19 protein-coding genes are annotated in these 21,023 nt (G+C 66.8%); 3 read left to right on the forward strand and 16 right to left on the reverse strand.

What is annotated here, in order from left to right; translation table 11 throughout:
- Nucleotides 1-43 precede the first annotated feature (43 nt).
- Nucleotides 44-379 carry a DUF2388 domain-containing protein gene (locus OEJ36_RS25470; protein WP_263403890.1) on the reverse strand — a complete coding sequence of 112 codons (336 nt, stop codon included), beginning with the start codon at nt 377-379 and terminating at the stop codon, nt 44-46.
- Nucleotides 376-1,326 (reverse strand): AEC family transporter, encoded by a 951-nt coding sequence (locus OEJ36_RS25475; protein WP_263403904.1) that lies wholly within the window; start codon nt 1,324-1,326, stop codon nt 376-378. The genes OEJ36_RS25470 and OEJ36_RS25475 overlap by 4 nt, the downstream gene beginning before the upstream one ends.
- A 91-nt stretch (nt 1,327-1,417) precedes the next feature.
- Between OEJ36_RS25475 and OEJ36_RS25480 the strand changes: the two genes are divergently transcribed.
- Nucleotides 1,418-1,819 carry a GFA family protein gene (locus OEJ36_RS25480; protein WP_263403891.1) on the forward strand — a complete coding sequence of 134 codons (402 nt, stop codon included), beginning with the start codon at nt 1,418-1,420 and terminating at the stop codon, nt 1,817-1,819.
- A gap of 99 nt (nt 1,820-1,918) precedes the next feature.
- On the opposite strand, the gene OEJ36_RS25485 is transcribed toward OEJ36_RS25480, so the two are convergent.
- From OEJ36_RS25485 to OEJ36_RS25545, 13 genes are all read right to left on the reverse strand, one after another.
- Nucleotides 1,919-3,877 (reverse strand): DUF4105 domain-containing protein, encoded by a 1,959-nt coding sequence (locus tag OEJ36_RS25485; RefSeq protein WP_263403905.1) that lies wholly within the window; start codon nt 3,875-3,877, stop codon nt 1,919-1,921.
- Nucleotides 3,878-3,897: 20 nt separating this feature from the next.
- The gene (locus OEJ36_RS25490) at nt 3,898-4,218 is read right to left on the reverse strand and encodes a DUF2388 domain-containing protein (RefSeq protein WP_021222305.1); all 321 of its coding nucleotides are present in this window, start codon (nt 4,216-4,218) and stop codon (nt 3,898-3,900) included.
- A gap of 182 nt (nt 4,219-4,400) precedes the next feature.
- Nucleotides 4,401-4,718, reverse strand: a complete 318-nt coding sequence (locus OEJ36_RS25495; RefSeq protein WP_021222304.1) for a DUF2388 domain-containing protein — start codon at nt 4,716-4,718, stop codon at nt 4,401-4,403.
- Nucleotides 4,719-4,843: 125 nt separating this feature from the next.
- Nucleotides 4,844-5,053, reverse strand: coding sequence for a DUF1127 domain-containing protein (locus OEJ36_RS25500; protein WP_263403892.1), 210 nt, complete (start codon nt 5,051-5,053; stop codon nt 4,844-4,846).
- A gap of 252 nt (nt 5,054-5,305) precedes the next feature.
- A complete protein-coding gene (locus OEJ36_RS25505; RefSeq protein ID WP_021222302.1) occupies nt 5,306-5,518 on the reverse strand; it encodes a DUF1127 domain-containing protein in 213 nt (70 codons plus the stop codon).
- A 313-nt stretch (nt 5,519-5,831) separates the two neighbouring features.
- Nucleotides 5,832-7,325 (reverse strand): acetyl-CoA hydrolase/transferase family protein, encoded by a 1,494-nt coding sequence (locus OEJ36_RS25510; RefSeq protein WP_263403893.1) that lies wholly within the window; start codon nt 7,323-7,325, stop codon nt 5,832-5,834.
- A 308-nt stretch (nt 7,326-7,633) separates the two neighbouring features.
- Nucleotides 7,634-9,070: an NAD(P)(+) transhydrogenase (Re/Si-specific) subunit beta gene (locus tag OEJ36_RS25515; protein ID WP_263403894.1), complete on the reverse strand. Its 1,437-nt coding sequence runs from the start codon at nt 9,068-9,070 to the stop codon at nt 7,634-7,636.
- Between the two features lie 2 nt (nt 9,071-9,072).
- A complete protein-coding gene (locus OEJ36_RS25520; protein WP_021217425.1) occupies nt 9,073-9,387 on the reverse strand; it encodes an NAD(P) transhydrogenase subunit alpha in 315 nt (104 codons plus the stop codon).
- Nucleotides 9,388-9,399: 12 nt separating this feature from the next.
- Nucleotides 9,400-10,521, reverse strand: a complete 1,122-nt coding sequence (locus OEJ36_RS25525; RefSeq protein WP_111263302.1) for a Re/Si-specific NAD(P)(+) transhydrogenase subunit alpha — start codon at nt 10,519-10,521, stop codon at nt 9,400-9,402.
- 520 nt (nt 10,522-11,041) lie between these two features.
- On the reverse strand, nt 11,042-13,597 hold the full coding sequence (locus tag OEJ36_RS25530; RefSeq protein ID WP_263403895.1) for a LuxR C-terminal-related transcriptional regulator: 2,556 nt from the start codon (nt 13,595-13,597) through the stop codon (nt 11,042-11,044).
- A 177-nt stretch (nt 13,598-13,774) separates the two neighbouring features.
- A complete protein-coding gene (locus OEJ36_RS25535; protein ID WP_263403896.1) occupies nt 13,775-15,145 on the reverse strand; it encodes a DUF1329 domain-containing protein in 1,371 nt (456 codons plus the stop codon).
- Nucleotides 15,146-15,170: 25 nt separating this feature from the next.
- A complete protein-coding gene (locus OEJ36_RS25540) occupies nt 15,171-16,937 on the reverse strand; it encodes a DUF1302 domain-containing protein (RefSeq protein ID WP_263403897.1) in 1,767 nt (588 codons plus the stop codon).
- Nucleotides 16,938-17,151: 214 nt separating this feature from the next.
- A complete protein-coding gene (locus OEJ36_RS25545) occupies nt 17,152-18,060 on the reverse strand; it encodes a LysR family transcriptional regulator (protein ID WP_263403898.1) in 909 nt (302 codons plus the stop codon).
- Nucleotides 18,061-18,244: 184 nt separating this feature from the next.
- Here OEJ36_RS25545 and OEJ36_RS25550 point away from each other — a divergent pair, with 184 nt between their 5' ends.
- Both OEJ36_RS25550 and OEJ36_RS25555 read left to right on the forward strand, forming a co-directional pair.
- Nucleotides 18,245-19,426 carry an acyl-CoA dehydrogenase gene (locus OEJ36_RS25550; protein ID WP_021217419.1) on the forward strand — a complete coding sequence of 394 codons (1,182 nt, stop codon included), beginning with the start codon at nt 18,245-18,247 and terminating at the stop codon, nt 19,424-19,426.
- Nucleotides 19,427-19,498: 72 nt separating this feature from the next.
- Nucleotides 19,499-20,722 carry a CaiB/BaiF CoA transferase family protein gene (locus OEJ36_RS25555; RefSeq protein WP_263403899.1) on the forward strand — a complete coding sequence of 408 codons (1,224 nt, stop codon included), beginning with the start codon at nt 19,499-19,501 and terminating at the stop codon, nt 20,720-20,722.
- A gap of 63 nt (nt 20,723-20,785) precedes the next feature.
- On the opposite strand, the gene OEJ36_RS25560 is transcribed toward OEJ36_RS25555, so the two are convergent.
- The coding region (locus OEJ36_RS25560) for a hypothetical protein (protein WP_263403900.1) at nt 20,786-21,023 on the reverse strand (238 nt) is incomplete at its 5' end.

Below are 21,023 nucleotides of genomic sequence, written 5' to 3' on the forward strand. Positions count from 1 at the left end.
CGAACGGGCGGTGAACGTGCGGCGAATTCCGGACGGGCGGCACTCAGGGCGTGTAGGCGAGGATGGCCTCGGCCAGCGCCTGGTCGCTGTGCCCGGCCAGCTCCTCGCGCTGGCGCAGCAGCTGCAGTGCACTCTCCAGCTGGGCGCCACGGATGGCCCCGTCACTGGCGAGGAAGCTCGCCGCATCGTCACGCGCCAGGGCCAGCTTGGGCTCGCCGCCACCCATGGAGCGCACGCTCAGGGTGGTGGTGAAGAAGGGCGACAGCGTGAGGATCGCCGCGTAGGTCGAACCCAGCAGAAGCGGGTCCTTCTCGATCTCCGCCAGCACCGGCTGGACCGCAAGGCAGGGCAGCAGCCCCAGGAGCCAGCGGGCCCTCATGTCATGGCCTGCAGCAGGGCCAGCACCAGCAGCAGGGTCGCCCCGGAGAGCAGCGTCTGCAGGGTGATGATCCCTGCCATCAGGTGGCCGTCGCCGCCCAGCTGGCGGGTCAGCACATAGGCGGTGGGGGCGGTGGGCAGGGCGAAGAACAGCACCAGGATGCTGCTCTCCATCGCCGGCAGGCCGAGCAGGTGCGCCACGGCGAAGGCCAGGGCGGGCATGGCCAGCAGGCGGATCGCGCAGTTCCAGCCCAGGGCCGGCAGCTCGCCGCTCAGCTCGCGGGGTTGCAGGGCCGCGCCGACGCAGAGCAGGCCCAGGGGCAGGCTGGCCACCGCGAACAGGTTGAGCAGGCGGTCGATGCCGCCACCCAGGCCGAGGCCGGCGAGGTTATACGCAGCGCCGGCGAGGCAGGCGAGGATCAGCGGGTTTTTGGCGATCGGCAGCAGCAGGCCCTTGAAGCTGACGCCGCGCTCGGCGGTGAGCGACCACACCGACAGCAGGTTCACCGTGGGCACCATCAGCGCCAGCATCAGCGCCGCGATGGCCAGGCCCTCCTTGCCGAACAGGCTGCCGATGGCCGCCAGCCCCAGGTAGGTGTTGAAGCGCAGCACGCCCTGGGTGATGGCGCCGAAGCGTGCCGCCGGCCAGCCCAGCACCCGCTTGGCCAGCAGCAGTGCCACCCAGCCGGCGCCCAGGCCCAGCAGCACCGCCAGGGCCAGGCGCGGCAGCGCGGGGTTATCCAGCGGCGCGGTGGCCAGGCTGCTGAACAGCAGGGCGGGGAAGAGGATGAAGTAGTTGAGGCGTTCGGCGGCAGGCCAGAAGGCATCGCCGGGGAAGCCCTTCAGGCGCAGCACGTAGCCGCCGACTATCAGGGCGAACAGGGGCCAGAGGGCCTCTAGCAATGGGATCACAGCGACTTCCGGTGGTCCGGTTGGAGAGGCGGCCATCTTGTGCAAGGCTGCGCCCGTGCGCAAGCCGACCATTGGCCGAGGTGCATTTCAGCGTCTAGGTTTTCTCACTGCACAGGAGGATGTACCCATGACCCAGGTCCATATGGGCGGCTGCCATTGCGGACGGCTGCGCTATCGCTTCGACGCCCCGCTCACCGATATCGCCCACTGCCATTGCTCGGACTGCCGGCGCACCAGCGGCGGCATCGTCACCACCTGGATCACCGTGCCCCTGGCGTCCTTCACCTGGACCCGTGGCGAGCCGGCGGAATACCACTCCTCCCCCGGCTGCTCGCGATACTTCTGCGGTGGCTGCGGTTGCCTGCTCGGCCTCTTCACCCAGCAGGCCCCGGACACCATGGACGTGACCACCGCGACGATGGACGACGTGGCCCAGGCCCTGCCGGACCGGCACATCTGGGTGCGCAGCCGTCTGCCCTGGCTGCACCTGGACCCGAGCCTGCCGGAAGAGCAGGAAGAGGCGCTCTGACCGGGTCTGGCCACGGGGTTGTCGGGTTGCACCCGACCTGCGGCCCGCTCGTAGGGTGGGCTTCAGCCCACCGTTGGGGCTATCTGTAGGGCAAGGCCATCAGGGCAGCTCGATGCCGCCGGCGTCCTTGTGCAGCTGGCGCAGGTGGGCGCTGAGCTGGTCGAGGTTGAGCTGCACGGCGTCCAGTTCGGCGAGGATGCGCGGGTCGATAAGCTGGTGCAGCTCGCGGTCGAGATCATCGGTGAGGCCACGCAGCTTCAGTTGGCGGTTGCTGCTCTCGGCTTCCAGGCGCTGCCATTCGCTGGTCTGGGGCAGGCCGTAGCCGCCTTCGAGCATGTCCGCCGGGCGGCTGAGGAAGCCACTGTTGGCGAGGATCTGCTCCAGGGTGCCGCCGGCCTTGGAGAACTCGGCGTTGCCGAGTGTCTCGCGGCTGTCGAGGTAGCGCCGCTTGAGCTCGTCCTGGGCCAGGAGCATCTGCTTGCGCATGGCGGCCTGCTCCAGCAGCAGCAGGGCGGCGCTGGCCCGCAGGTCGGCGTTGGCGATCCAGGGGCGGCGCTGGTCGCCGGGCAGGTCGAGCCAGGTTTCCACGTCGGCTTGCGGCAGCTTCAGGCGCTCGCGGGCGATGCTGAACATGGCCTGGTAGCGGTCGCGGAATGAATCGAAGCGGTAGCCCAGGCGCAGGGCTTCCCTGGGGTCGCGCAGCGGTTCCGGGTCGGCTACGCCGCGCCCTTCCAGCAGGGCCAGCAGGCCGTTGGGCATGATGCTGTCGAGATCGCTCAGGCGCGGGTCGCCGGTGCCGCTGCGCAGCAGCTTGAGGGTTTCCACTGCGCAGTTGTTGGAGAGGAACCAGTAGTCGCCGTCGTAGCTCCAGTGCATCTCGGCGGCGCGCTCCACCAGTTGTTCCACCTGCTCGCGGTCGAGCTTGAGCGGCACCGAGGCGAGGCTGCGCATTTCCACCTTGGTGTATTCGTCGATCACCTGGGACAGCGGCAGCACGAACAGGCGCGAGGGGTAGGCGCCGGTGAGACCATCCCAGCTGGAGAGCTGCACGTCGCCGACGAAGGCGCGGTAGGACAGCACCAGGTGCTGGTCGAGGTCGAGGCGGCAGTCGGGGCCACGGGGCCGGCCGGGGGCGCAGATGACCAGGCGCAGCATGCTGTGGCCCCAGCGGCTGACCCAGTTGTCGTTCGCCTCGGCGAACAGGTAATCCACTTCATAGACCCGCTCGGGGTCGAGGCGGCCCAGGGGCTGGCGGCCGAAGTCGCGCCCGGCGTTGAGGTAGGCCAGGTCCTTGCCGCACTCGGCCTGCTGCGCCGGGGCCCAGCCGAAGTGCTGGCGCAGGTAGCGGTACAGCGCCGGGCGGCGGCAGGCGAAGGCGGGGTCGAGGAGGAAGTACTCCATGTTCACCGCGACGAATTCGCGCGGGTTGCTCAGCTCGTAGAGATCCGGGCTGCGCGCGGCCTGGTGGTTCTCCGCTTCACGCGCGCCACGGCGACCGACCTGTTGCGGCCAGCCGGCGAGGTCGAGCAGGCGCGGGTCGTCGCTGAGGCTGAAGCGGCGCGCCACCTGCCCCCGGCATTCGCCACGCTGGCCCACCAGGCCGGTGCTGCTGGCCGCCAGGCCGCAGCGGAACTGCTGGCTGCGCTCGGCCGCGGTGCGCCAGCGGGCGCGGTCATAGAGGTGGGTGAGTTCGTGGAGCACGGTGGCCAGCAGTTCGCGGCGCACGGTGCCGTGGGGGCGGTGGGTCTTCTCGCTGGCGGCGCTGCCATCGGCCAGGGCCGGCAGCAGGGCGCGGTTGAGATCGAGGGCGTCGATACGGGTGGCGCGGCCGTAGGCGTTGTCGGGCAGGTCATCGGCCCAGGTGACCTCGACGCGGCGGTCGAGGCGCTGGATGAAGCTCGGCGGCAGGGCGGCGAGGGCTTCATCCAGCAACTGCTGGCTGGCCTGGCGCTGGGGAGCGCTCAGGCCATCACTGTTCAGGTCCAGTTGCAGGTCGGCCCGAACTGTTGCGCTCGCCACTATCCCCGCGAGGCAAAGCCAGCGCAGGACAGTGGGCAGGCGCGGGTTCAAGGCGCTGATCAGAGGGCGAGGATGGCCTGGGCCAGGGCTTCGTCGCTGGCGTCGCGGGCCTCCGGCAGGCGCTCGCGCAGGGTGCTGAAGGCGGCTTCCAGCTGCACGCCACGGATGTTGCCGGAGCTGGCGACGAAGCTGGCGGCGTCGTCACGGGCCTCGCGGACCACCTTCATGTCGCGGACCGAGGTGGTGGTGTCGGAGGTGAAGTCGATGCTGCGGCCGAAGGCGCGGACGATGATATTGCTGGTGGCAACCAGGGTCTGTGCCTGGACGGCGCCGGCAACGAGGGTGAGGGCGGTGGCGGCGGCAATCAGCGTGCGACGCATGGGGTCTCTCCGAAGGTGAAAACTGTACGGGTCATTGGACGAAAAACCCCGGGCGCAGTTCCAACCGAGCGAAGCGGCGCAAAGGGCTGCCGGGCCAGGGGCGCGGCGGGCGCCAAGGCTAGCGGAATGCGGGGTTCAGGGCCAGGGCCGGCAGGCGCGGGGCGCGCCTGCCGGGAGGGGCGTCACAGGGCGAGGATGGCTTCGGCCAGTTGCAGGTCGCTGGCCAGCAGCTGCGGCTGGGCGCTGCGGATGTGCACGAGGGCGGCCTCGAGGCGCGCGCCACGGATGTCGCCGGAGCTGGCGACGAAGCTGGCGGCGTCGTCGCGGGCGGCCAGCACGAGCTTGTCGTCACGCAGGGAGGACGTGACATCCGAGGTGGCATCCATGGTGGCGCCGACGGCACCGACGACGGCATCGGTGGTGACCACGAAGCTGGTGGCCGAGGCGCTGGTGGCCAGGGCCAGCAGCGTGGCCGCGCCAAGCAGGCGGGAGAGGGACATGGGGATAACTCCTGTACGGGACGAAGGGCACCGCACGCGCGGCGCCCCATGGCGTGAAGCCTAGCGAAGCGGCAGGAGCCCTTCCAGTGCTGGCGAAAAGCCCCCGTGCCCGACGGCTTGCTTGCCTAGCGCCAGAAAGGCTTGTCCAGTTCCTGGCTGCGGTCGCACTCGCTGAGCCCGATATCCGCCAGTTGCTGTGCGTTCAACTGTGCCAGTTGATGGCGGGTGCGCATGTTGCGCTGCCACTCGGCGACACGGGCGAACAGGCGGATGGCCAGCGGGGTGCGCTGCTGGGGGGAGTCGGCGGGGGCAGGGGAAACGAAGCTGCGTTCCATGGCGGTCTTCCTTCCCGCTCCAGGGCGGGTTCGGGTTATGGGAGACCATATTGGCGTGCGGGTGCGCCGCGCGGCAGAGACAGCAAGGCGCAATTGTATTGGGTCAGTGGCTGCGTGGCGGCAACTGTATCGGCCTTATTGCGCCGGGCTGTTCCGTTCGCTTTTCGCGGCCCTGAAAAAACGAAACCCGCCGGCAATACATCTGCGGCGGGTTCTGTCAGGTGTTGCAGTGCGGCTGGCGCCGCTTCGGGCTTAGCGCCAGAAGGGCTTGTTCAGCTCCAGTTCGCGCTGCGCCTCGCTGATGCCGGCGTCGGCCAGCAGACGGGAGTCGAGCATCGCGAGCTGATGGCGGCTGGAGATACGACGTTGCCACATCAGCAGGGTGGAGATGACGCGCAGCGGCCAGGCGGCTTTGACGGTCGATTCGGTGTTGAAGATCAGGTCGGAACTGAGGGTACGTTCCATGGTGGCGCTTCCTTCCCGCTTGTGGCGGGGCTAGAGGGGTTTGTCTGGTGCCTATTTTCTGTCCAGAACAAACGACCCTGTAGTCACAGCTGATTGAAATTGTACGGGTAGTACTGAGCAAGCTAACTAACTGTGCCGGCAATATTTCGATCAGCTGTAATGGTGTCCCGTTGAAACCCTCGGCAAACGACCGGAAACCGCAGTTTTACCTGCCGAAGTGAACTTCGGCAGGGTTTGTCAGCAGTACAGTTGGCTTTTCACCGCAAGCTGTTTTTTGACCTGTATGTCAGTAAAAAGCCTGCTGTACCGGTGTTCAACTGGCGAGCATGCGCCCGGTTTCTTCCAGGTTGATGTGCCAGTCCATGGCTTCGCGCAGCAGGTGGGGTGTGTGGCCTCCTTTGGCGCAGGCGCGCTCGAAGTAGTCCCCCAGCGCGGCGCGGAAATCGGGGTGCACACAGTTGTCGATGATCGCCCGGGCACGCTCGCGGGGCGCCAGGCCGCGCAGGTCGGCCAGGCCCTGTTCGGTGACGAGGATGTCGACGTCGTGCTCGGTGTGGTCCACGTGGCTGACCATGGGCACCACGCTGGAGATGGCACCCCCCTTGGCGATGGATTTGGTGACGAACACGGCGAGGTGGGCGTTGCGGGCGAAGTCCCCGGAGCCGCCGATGCCGTTCATCATCCTGGTGCCGCCGACATGGGTGGAGTTGACGTTGCCGTAGAGGTCGAACTCCAGGGCGGTGTTGATGCCGATGATGCCCAGGCGGCGCACCACTTCGGGGTGGTTGGAGATCTCCTGCGGGCGCAGCACGAGCTTGTCCTTGTAGCGCTCGAGGTTGCCGAAGACGTCGGCGTTGCGGCGCGCGGAGAGGGTGATGGAGCTGCCGGAGGCGAAGCTGAGCTTGCCGGCGTCGATCAGGTCGAAGGTGGAGTCCTGCAGCACCTCGGAGTACATGCTGAGGTCCTGGAAGGGCGAGTCGATCAGCCCGCACATCACGGCGTTGGCGATGCTGCCGATGCCGGCCTGCAGGGGCGCCAGGCTGTTGGACAGGCGCCCGGCCTCGACCTCGCGGCCGAAGAAGGCGATCAGGTGGTCGGCGATGGCCTGGGTTTCGGCGTCCGGCGGCAGCACGGTGGAGAGCGAGTCGGGCTGCTCGGTGATGACGATGGCGGCGATCTTCTCCGGCGGGATGGGAATGGCCGTGGCGCCGATGCGGTCGTCCACGCGAGTCAGCGGGATCGGCGTGCGGGTCGGCCGGTAGGTGGGGATATAGATGTCGTGCAGGCCTTCGAGGTTGGTGTCGTGGGCCAGGTTGATCTCGACTATCACCCGCTTGGCGAAGATGGCGAAGCTGGCCGAGTTGCCCACCGAGGTGGTGGGCACGATGTGGCCTTCCTCGGTGATGGCCACGGCTTCGATCACGGCGATGTCGGGCAGCTTGAGCTGGTGGTTGCGCAGCTGCTCGACGGTTTCCGACAGGTGCTGGTCGATGAACATGACGCTGCCGTCGTTGATCGCCTTGCGCAGGGTGCTGTCCACCTGGAAGGGCATGCGCCGGGCCAGCACGCCGGCTTCGGTGAGCTGCTTGTCGAGGTCGTTGCCCAGGCTCGCCCCGGTCATCAGGGTGATCTGCAGCGGCTGCTGCTTGGCGCGCTCGGCCAGCGCCCGGGGCACGGCCTTGGCTTCGCCGGCGCGGGTGAAGCCGCTCATGCCGATGGTCATGCCGTCTTCGATCAGGGACGCAGCTTCAGCCGCACTCATTACCTTGCCCAGCAACGAGGGCAGGCGTACGCGATCAGGGTACATGGGGTGGAACCTCGGACAACGGGGGAGACGAGCCGCGCAGTCTAGGGGCTCCGGGGGCCGGCGCCTTCTATACCAAGGTCGAAGAGCCGACGGTCGATGAGACGCAGGCAGGAAGGAGAACAGGGGGCGTTCCGCTGCGATGGAGCCGCGGGTTTCACCCGCCCTACGCGTCACCAGGGAGACGCCTGTAGGGGCGAATTCATTCGCCAAGCGATGCGTAGCGTCGCCAGGGCCGGCAGGTGCCGTGGGCGTGCATAAAAGAAAAACCCCGGCACGAGGCCGGGGTTTTCGGTGGAGCCAGGCAGGGGTCAGTCGACCGCCTTGACCATGTCTTCGATGACTTTCTTGGCGTCGCCGAAGACCATCATGGTCTTGTCGAGGTAGAACAGTTCGTTGTCCAGGCCGGCGTAGCCGCTGGCCATCGAGCGCTTGTTGACGATCACGGTCTTGGCTTTGTAGGCCTCGAGGATCGGCATGCCGGCGATCGGCGACTTCGGATCGTTCTTCGCAGCCGGGTTGACCACGTCGTTGGCGCCGAGCACCAGGACCACGTCGGCCTGGCCGAACTCGGAGTTGATGTCTTCCATCTCGAACACCTGCTCGTAAGGCACTTCGGCCTCGGCCAGCAGGACGTTCATGTGGCCCGGCATACGGCCGGCAACCGGGTGGATCGCGTACTTCACGGTCACGCCGCGGTGGGTCAGCTTCTCGGCCAGTTCCATCAGCGCGTGCTGGGCACGGGCCACCGCCAGGCCGTAGCCGGGGACGATGATGACGGTGTCGGCGTTGGTCAGCAGGAAGGCCGCGTCGTCGGAGGAGCCCGACTTCACAGGGCGCTGTTCCTTGCTGCCGGTGGCGGCGCCGGCATCCGCATCGGCACCGAAGCCGCCGAGGATGACGTTGAAGAACGAGCGGTTCATCGCCTTGCACATGATGTACGAGAGGATGGCACCGGACGAACCCACCAGCGAACCGGCGATGATCAGCATCGAGTTGTTCAGCGAGAAGCCGATACCGGCCGCCGCCCAGCCCGAGTAGCTGTTGAGCATCGACACCACCACCGGCATGTCGGCACCGCCGATCGGGATGATGATCAGCACGCCGATGACGAAGGCCAGGGCCACCAGCAGGGCGAAGGCGCGGATGTCACCGGTGAAGGTGAAGTACAGGCCCAGGCCGAGGATCGCCAGGCCGACGGCCAGGTTGACCATGTGCTGGCCCTTGAACACCACGGGGGCGCCCTGGAACAGACGGAACTTGTACTTGCCCGAGAGCTTGCCGAAGGCGATCACCGAACCGGAGAAGGTGATGGCACCGATGGCTGCGCCGAGGAACAGTTCCAGGCGGTTGCCCTTCGGAATGGCGTCGCCCAGCGCGGCGACGATACCCAGGGACTGGGGCTCGACGACGGCGGCGATGGCGATGAACACGGCGGCCAGACCGATCATGCTGTGCATGAAGGCGACCAGCTCCGGCATCTTGGTCATTTCAACGCGCTTGGCCATGATCGAGCCGGCGGTGCCGCCGACCAGCAGGCCGACGATTACGTAGCCGATGCCCTGGGTGGCCAGCTCGGCACCGAGCTTGTAGATCAGGCCGACGGTAGTGAACACCGCGATGGCCATGCCGATCATGCCGAACAGGTTGCCGCGACGGGACGTGGTCGGGTGCGACAGGCCTTTCAGTGCCTGGATGAAGCACACCGAGGCGACGAGGTAGAGAACAGTGATCAGGTTCATGCTCATGGTCAGTGCTTCTCCGCCGACGCCTTGGGCGCTTTCTTCTTGAACATTTCCAGCATGCGTCGGGTGACCAGGAAGCCACCGAAGACGTTGACCGCGGCCAGGGCCACGGCCAGGGTGCCCATTGCCTTGCCCAGCGGGGTGACGGTGAGGGCGGCGGCCAGCATGGCGCCGACGATCACGATCGCCGAGATGGCGTTGGTCACGGCCATCAGCGGGGTGTGCAGGGCGGGGGTGACGTTCCAGACCACGTGGTAGCCGACGTAGATCGCCAGCACGAAGATGATCAGGTTGTAGATGCCGTCAGAAATCATATCCATGTCCGCTGCCCCTTAGCCGTTGGTGCGGACGACTTGCCCGTCGCGGCACATCAGGCACGCGGCGACGATGTCGTCTTCGAGGTTGACGTGGAACTGGCCGTCCTTGTCGAGGACCAGCTTGAGGAAGTCCAGCAGGTTGCGCGCATAGAGGGCCGAAGCGTCCGCCGGCACCAGGGCCGCGAGGTTGCTGTAGCCGACGATGGTGACGCCGTGCTTGACCACGACCTGCTCGGCCTCGGTCAGCGGGCAGTTGCCGCCTTGTGCCGCTGCCAGGTCGATGACCACGGAGCCCGGCTTCATTTCGGCGACGGTCGCCTCGTGCAGCAGGGTCGGTGCCTTGCGGCCCGGGATCAGTGCGGTGGTGATGACGATGTCGGCCTGCTTGGCGCGCTCGTGCACCGCCTTGGCCTGGCGCTCCATCCAGGAGGCCGGCATCGGGCGGGCGTAACCGCCAACGCCCTGGGCGCATTCGCGCTCTTCGTCGGTCTCGAAGGGAACGTCGACGAACTTGGCGCCGAGGGATTCGATCTGCTCTTTCACTGCGGGGCGTACGTCGGACGCCTCGATCACCGCACCCAGGCGCTTGGCCGTGGCGATGGCCTGCAGGCCGGCAACGCCGGCACCGAGGATGAGGATGCGCGCGGCCTTAACGGTACCGGCGGCGGTCATCAGCATCGGCATGAAGCGTGGGTAGTGGTGCGCGGCCAGCAGCACGGACTTGTAGCCGGCGATGTTGGCCTGGGACGACAGCACGTCGAGGCTCTGGGCGCGGGAGGTGCGCGGCGCCGCTTCGAGGGCGAAGGCGGTGATGCCGCGGGCATTCATGCGCGCGATGGTCTCGTTGCTGAACGGGTTGAGCATGCCGACCAGCACGGCGCCGGCCTTCATGAGGGCCAGTTCGGCGTCGGACGGGGCCACGACCTTCAGCACCAGGTCGGCGCCGAAGGCGGCGGCGTCGCTGCCGATGGTGGCGCCGACGGCTTCATAGGCCGCGTCGGTGATGCTGGCGCTGACGCCGGCACCGCTCTGGACGGTGACCTGATGGCCTTGGCCGATCAGTTTCTTGATGGTCTCGGGAGTCGCGGCTACCCGCGTTTCACCGGCCAGGGTTTCGAGAGGAACACCGATGTGCACGTAAATTCTCCTGCGTGATCGTTGTGATTGACCAGCGCACTACGTTGGCGCTCTGGCGGGGGCGGATCAGCACAAAACCGCTGGTGCACAGGGTGCGAACCGGCGGGCGCGGCATTTTGCAGGCGAACCGCGAGTGCTTCAAGGAGTTCTGAAGCTAAACGCGGCAGTAACTACAAGTCACCAATTGACCGGTGAAACGGCCATTTGATTCAAAGCACCGCCCGGACTGGCTGCGAAGCCTATCCGGAGGCCCTGTGGGCGGGAAATGACATCCCTGACATGAATGGCTGTCCATCAGGCCATGCCGGACCCACTGGGGAGGCCGCGACATCCTGCCGTTATTGGCGGCGCGACTGTTAGTCAGCGTTTTTTATAGTTGCCATAAGTGTCTGGAAAACGGGGCTTCTGTAGCTTTGATGAATATTTGACTACAGGGTCAAATATTCTCGAAAGGCCCATTCCAGAGGGGGATATACAGGCAGGGCGGGTGCGCCCTGTGGTGGATTGTCGCGGGTAGGCCTCAAACCAGCAGGCCGAGGCTCTTGGCGCGCATCACAGCCTGGGTGCGGCGCTTCACGCCGAGCTTGCTGTTGATCTTCTTGGTGTGGGTTTTCACCGTGTTCACCGAGATGAACAGGTAGCTCCCGATCTCCTGGTTGGAGAAGCCTTCGGCGAGCAGTTGCAGCACCGAGCGTTCGCGCTGGCTGAGCAGGTTGCTGTTGTCGGTCTCGCCCGCCACGCCGGGGCGCCCGGTGGCGCTGCCGGCGGCCGGCCATTCCTGCAGCAGGCCCTGCATGCCGAGGCTCGCGGCCTGTTGCCGGGCATCGCGCTCCAGGTTGGCGGCGTCTTCGAGGCCGAGCCAGCGCGCCGATTCGGCCAGGGCGAGGCCCACTTCACAGGCCAGCGGCCGGAACTGGAGGAATTCGCAGCGCTGCAGCAGCGGGCGCAGCATGGCCTCAGCCTGTTCGGCGCGACCTTCCGCGAGGTGCACACGGGCCAGCAGGAGCAGGTTGCGCAGCGGCAGGGTGGGGTAGTCCAGGGGTGGCATCCAGGGGCTGTCGCCTTCGAAGTAGCGCTGGATGCGCAGGCCCACGGGTTCGACGCGATCCCAGCGCTGCTGGCGGCCGAGCACGCGCATGCTCTGCAGGCTGAGCACGCCGTTGAAGGACAGCCGCCAGACCTGGCGGCAATGCATCTCCCGCTCGGCATCGCGCAGGTGGACGAAGGCCTGGTCGAACTCGCCGCGCCGCGAGCAGAGCTCGGCCAGCCCGAGGTAGCCGTGCAGGGCGAAGGGGTCGGCGCATTCCAGGGCTTGTGCCAGGCCGATGCGCAGCTCGGCTTCGCCTTCGTCGAGGCGGCCGTGGATCAGGTGCAGTTCGCCCTGGATCAGGTGCAGGCGGCCGAGCAGCAGCCCGTCCACCGCCTTGCGCTGGCCGATCAGGGCGAAGCTCTGGGTCACCAGCCCCTGGGCGCGGGCGAGTTCGCCGCGCAGCAGCAGCAGGCGGGTGCGGTCGAGGTTGATCAGGGTTTCGAAGAGCAGGCTGCCCTGGCGGCGGGCGATTTCCAGGGCGTCGTGCAGGCACACCGGGGCGAGGTCGGGTTGGCCGCTGGCCATGGCGATGCGGGCGAGGGCGGAGTGGCACAGCAGGATGGGCATCCAGTCCCGTTCGGGCAGGTGTTCCAGGGCTTGCTGGCAGTGCAGGGTGGCGTCCTGCCCGGGGCGGCCGCGCAGGGCGCCGAGCACGCCGTGCAGGGCCTGCCAGTTGGCCAGCAGCTTGCGGTTGCGGCGGCCGTCGGCCTGGGGCAGGAAGCGGCCGAGCTTGTGGATGCAGTCTTCGGCTTCGTCCAGGCGCCAGGCCAGCAGCAGGGCCCAGGCGTTGAGGGTAAGCAGGCGCGGCGTGCTTTCCAGCAGCAGGGCGGGGAGGCGGCCGCGCCAGGCCAGCAGGTGGGCGAGGTGCTGTTCGCCGGTGAGCCATTCCTGGCCCAGGTGTTCCAGGTAGTTGGCGGCGACTTCCGGTTGCCCGGCGCAGAGCGCTTGCTCGATGGCGTCTTCCACCTGGCCGGCGGCGATGAACACCCGGCAGGCGGCCAGGTGCAGGTGGGCGGCGGCGGTGGCGGAGATGCGGTTGCGCAGGACCTTGGCCACGGCGGGGAGTACCCGGTACCAGTGGCCGTCGTCGTCCAGCGGCATGAAGAAGGCCTGGCGGGCGAGCAGGCGCGAGAACAGGTCGGCGCCGTCGCTTTCTTCCCACAGCTGGCGGCACAGGTCGGCGGAGACCTTGGGCAGGTGCACCAGGGCGAACAGGCAGCGGGCTTCTTCCTCACCCAGGCGGGCGAGGAGCTCGTGGTCGAGGTATTCCTTGAGCCAGCAGTGGGTGGTGGCTGCCGCGTTGCCGGCGTGGGGGTGGTTGCGGCTGGACAGTTGCAGGCGGGTGCCGGCGCACCAGCCTTCGCTTTCTTCCCAGAGCTCCTGGCGCTGGGCTTCGCTGGCCTGGGGGGCGAGTTGGTCGACCAGGCGCTCCAGTTCGTCACGGGTGAGGGCGAGCTGGGTGGCGTCCAGCTCCTGCAGCTCGCCGGCCAGCAACAGGCGTGGCAGGTTCCAGTCCGGCCGCTGGCGGGCGCTGACCAGCAGCTGCAGGTTGGGCAGGGCGCGGGCGAGGAGCTGGTCGATGCAGGCGTCGAGCTCGGCGGGCGGCTGGCTGGGGTAGTCGTCGAGCACCAGCCAGAGGGGCTGGTTGCCGCCGTCCAGCAACTGCAGCAGGGCCAGCGGCGCGGGCAGGTCGGGCACCGGGCGCTGCAGGGCGGTGGCGATCTGCGCGACCAGTTGCTGGGGTTGCAGCGCCTGGCCGGCGAGGTTGAGCCAGAGCACCTGGCCCGGGTCACGCAGGCCCAGCAGCAGTTCGCTGAACAGCACGCTCTTGCCGAAGCCGGCGGGGGCGCAAAGCAGGCGCAGGCGGCTCTGTTCGGCGAGCAGGCGTTCGGTGAGCCGGGGGCGCGGCACGTGGGCCGGCGGCAGGCGCGGGATGCTGGGGTGGGGGGCGCGAACGGACGGAACGCCGGAGCTGCTGCGGGGCATGGCGGTTCTCGCGGATGTTGTTGTTATGGGATGAACCGTGGTCATTGAGACTAGACCCAAGGCGGCCACAGTTGAAGCGCTATGGCCGCGAATGATTGTGCGCCATAACGCAACCCCGGAACGCACGCGCCCCGGACAGGCCGGGGCGCGTTTGCAGCGGTTGGAGCGTTGGCTGGATCAGCGGATGCCGGCGTTGCGCAGGGCGGCCGGGGTGTAGTCGGCGCCGCTGGCCTTGAAGCCGAATTCGGTGCCGTGCTTCTCCTCGTTCTTCAGGCCCAGGGCGATGTAGCGGCCGGCGATGATGTCGTACAGGGCTTCCAGGGTGTAGCCGGAAACCTGCTGGCCATAGTGGTACTCGGCATGGCCTTCGCCGACGCGCCAGAGCTGGCCGCGACCGTCGTAGTGGTCCACCAGGGCCACCTGCCAGCTGTCTTCGTCGATGTACATGTGGCGCTTGGCGTAGATGTGCCGCTCGCCGGACTTGAGGGTGGCTTCGACTTCCCAGACGCGGTGCAGCTCGTAGCGGGTCAGGTCCTGGTTGATGTGGCCGGCCTGGACGATGTCCTTGTAGGTGAGCGAGGTGGAGTCGAGCTTGTAGCTGTTGTAGGGGATGTACATCTCCTTCTTGCCGATGAGCTTCCAGTCATAGCGGTCGGGCGCGCCGGAGAACATGTCGAAGTTGTCGGCGGTTCGCATGCCGTCGGCGGCGGTGCCGGGGCCGTCATAGGCGACCTGGGGGGCACGGCGCACGCGGCGCTGGCCGGCGTTGTAGATCCACGCCAGGCGCGGCTCCTTGACCTGGTCGATGGTCTCGTGGACGAGCAGCACGTTGCCCGCCAGGCGCGAGGGGGCGAGGACCCGCTGCTTGAAGTAGAGGAGGATGTTGGCGGCCTTGTCCTGATCGAGGTCGGTCATGTCGCCGGGGAAGGCGACTTCGTCCTGGAACTGCACCGGGGAGAAGGAGCCGTTGGTTTGCGGGGTGACCTGCACCACCAGGCGCCGGGCGTTACCGCCGCGGTAGCGGGTGATGTGGTTCCACAGCACCTGGACGCCGTCCTTGGGAATGGGGAAGGCGTAGTAGTGGCTGGCGGCGAAGTTGGAGAGGCCGTTGCCGCCATCCACCGGCTGGGTGTTGACCGCGCTCTGCTTGGCGGCGGCGTAGATGGCCTCCGGCGCGGCGGCGGTGCGGTGGGTGGTGTAGACCGGGATCTTGTAGGTCTCGGGGTAGCGCTTGAACATCGCCAGCTGGCCTTCGGAGAGCTTGTCCTTGTACTGCGCGGCGTTGGCGGCGGTGATGGTGAACAGCGGCTTCTCGCTGGCGAAGGGGTCGGCGAGGAAGCCATTGGCATCGATGGCGGCGGCGTTCTTGGGCAGGCCGCCGGTCCATTCGGGGATGCTGCCGTCAGCGTTGCCGGCCTTCTCGGCGCCCAGCGGGGTGAGGCTGGTGCCGAGCTTGGCCGCTTCGTCGGGCGATACAGCGGCCATCACGGTAGCGGCCAGCAGGCTGAGGGCCAGCACACCGCCTTGCAGGATTCTTGTGGTTCTCATTGTGCGAGTCCTATGCGGTCGTTGATCAGAAGTTCAGGCCGAAACTGAGGGCGATGAAGTCGCGGTCAGTGGTGGTGTTGTAGTGGCCGCCGAAGAAGTCGGTGTAGCTGAGGCTGGCGGTGTAGGTGTTCTGGTATTCGGCGTTGAGGCCGAGGCTGATGGCCTTGCTGCCTTCGTTGAAGTTGGGGCCGTAGCCGTCGACGTCATGGGACCAGGCGACGCTGGGGGTGAGGTTGATGCCGGCGAAGACGTTGCTGTAGTCCAGGGCGGCACGGGCGCGATAGCCCCAGGAGCTGCTGGTGTAGAAGCCCTTGTCGTTGCACTCGCGCTGGGCCGGGCTGGTGGCGGTGAGCGCCAGGCAGGTGGCTTCGGAGGAGAGCTGGCCGGGGCCGTAGATGGGGTCGCGGCCGTAGCGCAGCGAGCCCATGTCATCGCTGATACCGCCGATGTGGTTGTAGCCGACCTCGGCCACCAGGGTGAGGCGGCTGGCGCCCATGACCTGGTCGACGAACTGGGTGGCGGTGACCTGGGCCTGGGTGACGGGCTTGCGCTCATAGCCATGGAGGATGGCGCCGGAGGTGTTGCTGCCGTGGCCGCTTTCGAAGATCGGCGAGGAGGGCACGGCCAGGGCGGCGAAGGACAGGTCGGTGCTGTTCAGCTGCAACGGCATGTTGGGGCGGAAGCTCAGCTCACCGGCGACCGAGGTGCCTTCGATGTTGGTCTGGAAGCTGACGCCGTAGAGGCGGATGTCTTCGGGGTATTCGATGAAGTAGCGGGCGCCCGGTGCACCGGGGATCACCGCGCCGCTCGGCGTGGTGGTGCGGATGGTGCTGAAGATCGGGCCGCGGCTGTGGTAGTTCATCGCATAGGCGCCGAACTCGGTGTCGTTGAATTCCGGGACGAACCAGCGCATGGCGACGCCGAACTGGCCGCTGTCGCGGGCGTCCTTGTCGCCGGCGCGGGGAATGTAGAGGGTGGCGCCGGTGTTGGGCGAGACGCCGGGGGGCAGGTCCGGGCCGTTGACGATCAGGCGGTCGGCGCAGCCATCGGCGACCACGTCGGCGGTGCTGAAGAAGGTGCCGCAGTTGTCGGCCACCGTCTGGTCCCATTCCAGCTGGTAGAAGGCTTCCAGCGAGAGGCTGTCGGTCAGGCTCTGGGACAGGTAGATCATGTTGACCGGGATGAGGCCTTCCTTGATCTCGGCGCCGGGACGGCGGAAGGCGGCGGCGTCGATGGGGTTGATGCTGTTGATCGAGTTGCCGATGAAGGTGCTCTCGCCCCAGCTGACCACCTGCTTGCCCACGCGCACGCTGCCGGGCAGGTCGCCCAGGTTGTAGTTGTGGTAGATGAAGGCGTCGAGGATCTGCGCGCCGGAGGATTTGGCGCCCTCTTTGCGGTTGTGGTCGTCGATGTCGTAGAACTCGCGATGCTCGTCCTTCAGCTCGAAGTCGTACCAGTACTTGCCGCGGATGAAGACGCCGGTGTCGCCGTACTTCAGCTCGAGGTCGTGGATGCCCTTGAAGATCTTCGAGAAGGTTTCGCCCTTCTTGAAGTTGAGGCGGCCGTCATCGGAGGTGCGCGACAGCGCTTCGCCCCCGCTGGCGACGGAGATGAATTCCGGGTCCGGCGCGCGGGTGCCCCAGCTCGCGCCGACGGACAGCGACGAGTCGAACTGCGCTTCTATTTCCCCGATGTTGAAGGTGATGGCGAAGGCGGGGGCGGTGCACCCCAGTGCCACGGCGGCGGCCAGCGCTTGCGGCCGGAAGATTCCGCGCATTGTTCTTGTTGTCATGCGGCTCTCCAGTGAAGGATGAAGGAGGCCTCATGCTAATCAGCCGAAAGTCTGCCCATAACTGCCTGAACGGGCGATTTCGCCTATCACCCGGGTGGGTGACGCCGTCACCCGGGCGGGGCTTTGCGGGGGCTTTTCCGGGTGCTGGCGCCGGCGCGGGATGGCCTGGCGGGGTGCGCTGCTACTTTGCGTGACAGTGCGGGGCGCTGGCGCCTCAGTCCTGCCCGGCCTGCTGGCGATAGAGGCGCGCGGCTTCCACCAGCCAGTCGCGGAAGGCGCCGAGGGCGGCGGACTCGACCTTGCGCTCGGGGATGATCAGGTAATAGGCCTTGTCGCTGCGGAAGCTGTGGTCCAGGGCGGTGACCAGGCTGCCGTCGGCCAGCTCGCGCTGGATCAGGAAGGGCGGGATGAGAGCGATGCCCATCTCGTGGGTGGCTGCCTGGGCGAGCATGGAGAACAGCTCGTAGCGCGGGCCGCTCATGTCGCGGGCGATGTTGAGGCCGAGGGAGCCGAACCATTGGCGCCATGCATAGGGGCGAGTGGTTTGCTGCAGCAGCGGCAGCCGGGCGATCTCGCTGGCGCTGAGCCGCTCGCGGCCCTCCAGCAGACGCGGGCTGCACACCGGCACCGAGAGTTCGTGCATGAGGAAGTGGGATTCGGTGCCGGACCAGTCGGCGTCGCCGAAGTAGAGCGCGGCGTCGAAGGCGGTGTCGGCGAAGAGGAAGGGGCGGGTGCGGTTGGTGAGGTTGACCGTCACTTCCGGGTGCAGGCGCTGGAAGTCCGCTAGCCGGGGGACCAGCCACTGGGTGCCGAAGGTGGGCACCACGGCCAGTTCGATGGCCATGGCGCCTTGCTGGCCCATCACGGCGAGGGTGTCGCGTTCCACGGCATCCAGCTGGGTGGCGATGCGCCGGGAATAGGCGAGGCCGGCTTCGGTGAGCTTCACGCCACGGCGCGAGCGGCGGAACAGCTCCAGGCCGAGGAATTCTTCCAGCCCGCCGATCTGCCGGCAGACCGCGCTCTGGGTCAGGGCCAGTTCTTCGGCGGCCTTGGTGAAGCTTTGGTGCCGCGCGGCGGACTCGAAGGCGATCAGGGCGCTGGTACTGGGGATCTTGCGACGCATGCTGTACCTCTGCCTCACAATTGAGCGGCTTAAATGGCGGTCATGGCGGTTTCGGAGTGAGAAATTAGCACAAGAGGGTGCGAAATCCTCGTTTGCCCCTCTCGCCCAGCACTGTCTAGGATGAATGCATACGACAAGACGGGCGCGACCCGTTCCGCATCCACCGCTTACCGAGGATTCCTCCATGGCTGCCAAAGCTGCTTTCAACTGGATCGACCCGCTGATGCTGGACCAGCAACTGACGGAAGAAGAGCGCATGGTGCGCGACAGCGCCGAGCAGTTCGCCCAGGACAAGCTGGCCCCCCGCGTGCTGGAAGCCTTCCGCCATGAGAAGACCGACGCGGCGATCTTCCGCGAGATGGGTGATGTCGGCCTGCTGGGCGCGACCATCCCGGAGGCATACGGCGGCAGCGGCCTGAACTACGTGTGCTACGGCCTGATCGCCCGCGAGGTGGAGCGTGTCGATTCCGGCTACCGCTCGATGATGAGCGTGCAGTCGTCCCTGGTGATGGTGCCGATCAACGAGTTCGGCAGCGAGGCGCAGAAGCAGAAGTACCTGCCCAAGCTGGCCAGCGGCGAGTGGATCGGCTGCTTCGGCCTGACCGAGCCTAACCACGGTTCCGACCCGGGCTCGATGATCACCCGCGCGCGCAAGGTGGACGGTGGCTATCGCCTCAGCGGCAGCAAGATGTGGATCACCAACAGCCCGATTGCCGATGTCTTCGTGGTCTGGGGCAAGGACGATGCCGGCGATATCCGTGGCTTCGTGCTGGAGAAGGGCTGGGAAGGCCTGAGCGCTCCGGCCATCCACGGCAAGGTGGGACTGCGTGCGTCCATCACCGGCGAGATCGTGATGGATAACGTGTTCGTACCGGAAGAGAACATCTTCCCCGAGGTGCGTGGCCTGAAGGGGCCGTTCACCTGCCTGAACTCCGCTCGCTATGGCATCTCCTGGGGTGCCCTGGGCGCCGCCGAGTTCTGCTGGCACACCGCGCGCCAGTATGTGCTGGACCGCCACCAGTTCGGCCGCCCGCTGGCTGCCAACCAGCTGATCCAGAAGAAGCTGGCCGATATGCAGACCGAGATCACCCTGGCCCTGCAAGGCTGCCTGCGCCTGGGTCGCATGAAGGACGAGGGCACCGCCGCCGTGGAGATCACCTCCATCATGAAGCGCAACAGCTGCGGCAAGGCGCTGGACATCGCCCGCCTGGCCCGCGACATGCTGGGCGGCAACGGCATCTCCGACGAGTTCGGTATCGCCCGTCACCTGGTGAACCTGGAAGTGGTGAACACCTACGAGGGCACCCATGACGTGCACGCGCTGATCCTCGGTCGCGCGCAGACCGGTATCCAGGCGTTCTTCTGATCCATGGCGTGCCACTCCTTCTATATATAGAGGGAGTGGTGCCTGCCTTTACTTCCTCCTTCAGGTGATTCCATGGCCGGTGCCCTTTCGCATATCCGCGTGCTCGATCTCTCCCGCGTGCTGGCTGGCCCTTGGGCCGGGCAGATACTCGCCGACCTGGGCGCCGAGGTGATCAAGGTGGAGCGCCCGGGCGCGGGGGATGACACCCGTTCCTGGGGGCCGCCCTACCTGAAGGACGCCGATGGCCGGGATACCAGCGAGGCGGCGTACTTCCTCTCCGCCAACCGCAACAAGCAATCGGTGACCATCGACTTCACCCAGGCCGAAGGGCAGGCGCTGGTGCGCAAGCTGGCGGCGGAGTCGGACATCCTCATCGAGAACTTCAAGGTGGGTGGACTGGCTGCTTATGGGCTGGACTATGAATCCCTGAAGGCGATCAATCCGCGCCTCATCTATTGCTCCATCACCGGCTTCGGCCAGTTCGGGCCTTACGCCAAGCGCGCGGGCTACGACTTCATGATCCAGGGGCTGGGGGGATTGATGAGCCTGACCGGGCGCTCTGATGTGGAGGAGGGTGCCGGGCCGGTGAAAGTGGGGGTGGCGCTGACCGATATCCTCACCGGGCTGTATTCCTCTGTCGCCATCCTCGCTGCATTGACCGCACGGGAGACGACCGGGCGTGGCCAGCACATCGACATGGCGCTGCTGGACGTGCAGGTGGCCTGCCTGGCCAACCAGGCGATGAACTTCCTCACCACGGGCAACGCGCCGCGTCGGCTGGGGAATGCGCACCCCAATATCGTCCCGTATCAGGACTTCCCCACCGCAGACGGGGATTTCATCCTCACCGTCGGCAACGATGGGCAGTTCCGCAAGTTCTGCGAGGTTGCCGGCCACCGGGAGTGGGCTGACGACTCGCGTTTTTCTTCCAACAAGGCGCGGGTAGCGAACCGGGCTGAGCTGATCCCGCTGATCCGCCAGGCCACCGTATTTAAGACCACAGCCGAGTGGGTGGCGGCGCTGGAGGAGGTTGGCGTGCCCTGTGGGCCGATCAACGACCTGGCGGCAGTGTTCGAGGATCCCCAGGTGCTGGCCCGTGGCTTGAAGGTGGAGCTGCCGCACGCGCTGTCGGGACTGGTTGCCCAGGTGGCGAGCCCGCTGCGGTTGTCCGACACCCCTGTGGAATACCGCCTCGCGCCGCCGCGCTTGGGCGAACACACCGATGAAGTGCTCGCGCGGGTACTGAGGCTGGACGGCGGCGCTATCGCGACGCTGCGCGACAAGCAGGTTATCTGACTCTTTCTATATAGAGAGGGGAAGGGTGATTCCTGACCGTTTGAACAAAAGATTCAGCTTTTTTCAAAATGGGGGTTTACACCCATCCCCGCTCATGTAGAATGCGCGCCTCGCTGAAGCGGAACGCTCCGCCGAAGCGAGTAAGTTGTTGAAACGAAAAGAAATTTTCAAAAAACAACTTGACGCGGTACCGGGGTGATGTAGAATGCGCCCCTCGCTGAAGAAGACGAAGTCAACTGAAGCGCTAAGTTGTTGAGTAGAAAGAAAAAATTCTTCGAAAAACAGCTTGACAGATAGAAAG

It is taken from the genome of Pseudomonas sp. PDM13, assembly GCF_025685765.1.
Classification (GTDB): domain Bacteria; phylum Pseudomonadota; class Gammaproteobacteria; order Pseudomonadales; family Pseudomonadaceae; genus Metapseudomonas; species Metapseudomonas solani.

Coding starts and splice junctions, on each gene's coding strand:
- OEJ36_RS25555 (WP_263403899.1), top strand. CDS start 19,499: ATGGCCGGTGCCCTTTCGCATATCCGCGTGCTCGATCTCTCCCGCGTG.
- OEJ36_RS25510 (WP_263403893.1), bottom strand. CDS start 7,325: ATGTACCCTGATCGCGTACGCCTGCCCTCGTTGCTGGGCAAGGTAATG.
- OEJ36_RS25505 (WP_021222302.1), bottom strand. CDS start 5,518: ATGGAACGTACCCTCAGTTCCGACCTGATCTTCAACACCGAATCGACC.
- OEJ36_RS25520 (WP_021217425.1), bottom strand. CDS start 9,387: ATGGATATGATTTCTGACGGCATCTACAACCTGATCATCTTCGTGCTG.
- OEJ36_RS25495 (WP_021222304.1), bottom strand. CDS start 4,718: ATGTCCCTCTCCCGCCTGCTTGGCGCGGCCACGCTGCTGGCCCTGGCC.
- OEJ36_RS25470 (WP_263403890.1), bottom strand. CDS start 379: ATGAGGGCCCGCTGGCTCCTGGGGCTGCTGCCCTGCCTTGCGGTCCAG.
- OEJ36_RS25540 (WP_263403897.1), bottom strand. CDS start 16,937: ATGACAACAAGAACAATGCGCGGAATCTTCCGGCCGCAAGCGCTGGCC.
- OEJ36_RS25545 (WP_263403898.1), bottom strand. CDS start 18,060: ATGCGTCGCAAGATCCCCAGTACCAGCGCCCTGATCGCCTTCGAGTCC.
- OEJ36_RS25490 (WP_021222305.1), bottom strand. CDS start 4,218: ATGCGTCGCACGCTGATTGCCGCCGCCACCGCCCTCACCCTCGTTGCC.
- OEJ36_RS25550 (WP_021217419.1), top strand. CDS start 18,245: ATGGCTGCCAAAGCTGCTTTCAACTGGATCGACCCGCTGATGCTGGAC.
- OEJ36_RS25535 (WP_263403896.1), bottom strand. CDS start 15,145: ATGAGAACCACAAGAATCCTGCAAGGCGGTGTGCTGGCCCTCAGCCTG.
- OEJ36_RS25530 (WP_263403895.1), bottom strand. CDS start 13,597: ATGCCCCGCAGCAGCTCCGGCGTTCCGTCCGTTCGCGCCCCCCACCCC.
- OEJ36_RS25515 (WP_263403894.1), bottom strand. CDS start 9,070: ATGAGCATGAACCTGATCACTGTTCTCTACCTCGTCGCCTCGGTGTGC.
- OEJ36_RS25475 (WP_263403904.1), bottom strand. CDS start 1,326: ATGGCCGCCTCTCCAACCGGACCACCGGAAGTCGCTGTGATCCCATTG.
- OEJ36_RS25480 (WP_263403891.1), top strand. CDS start 1,418: ATGACCCAGGTCCATATGGGCGGCTGCCATTGCGGACGGCTGCGCTAT.
- OEJ36_RS25500 (WP_263403892.1), bottom strand. CDS start 5,053: ATGGAACGCAGCTTCGTTTCCCCTGCCCCCGCCGACTCCCCCCAGCAG.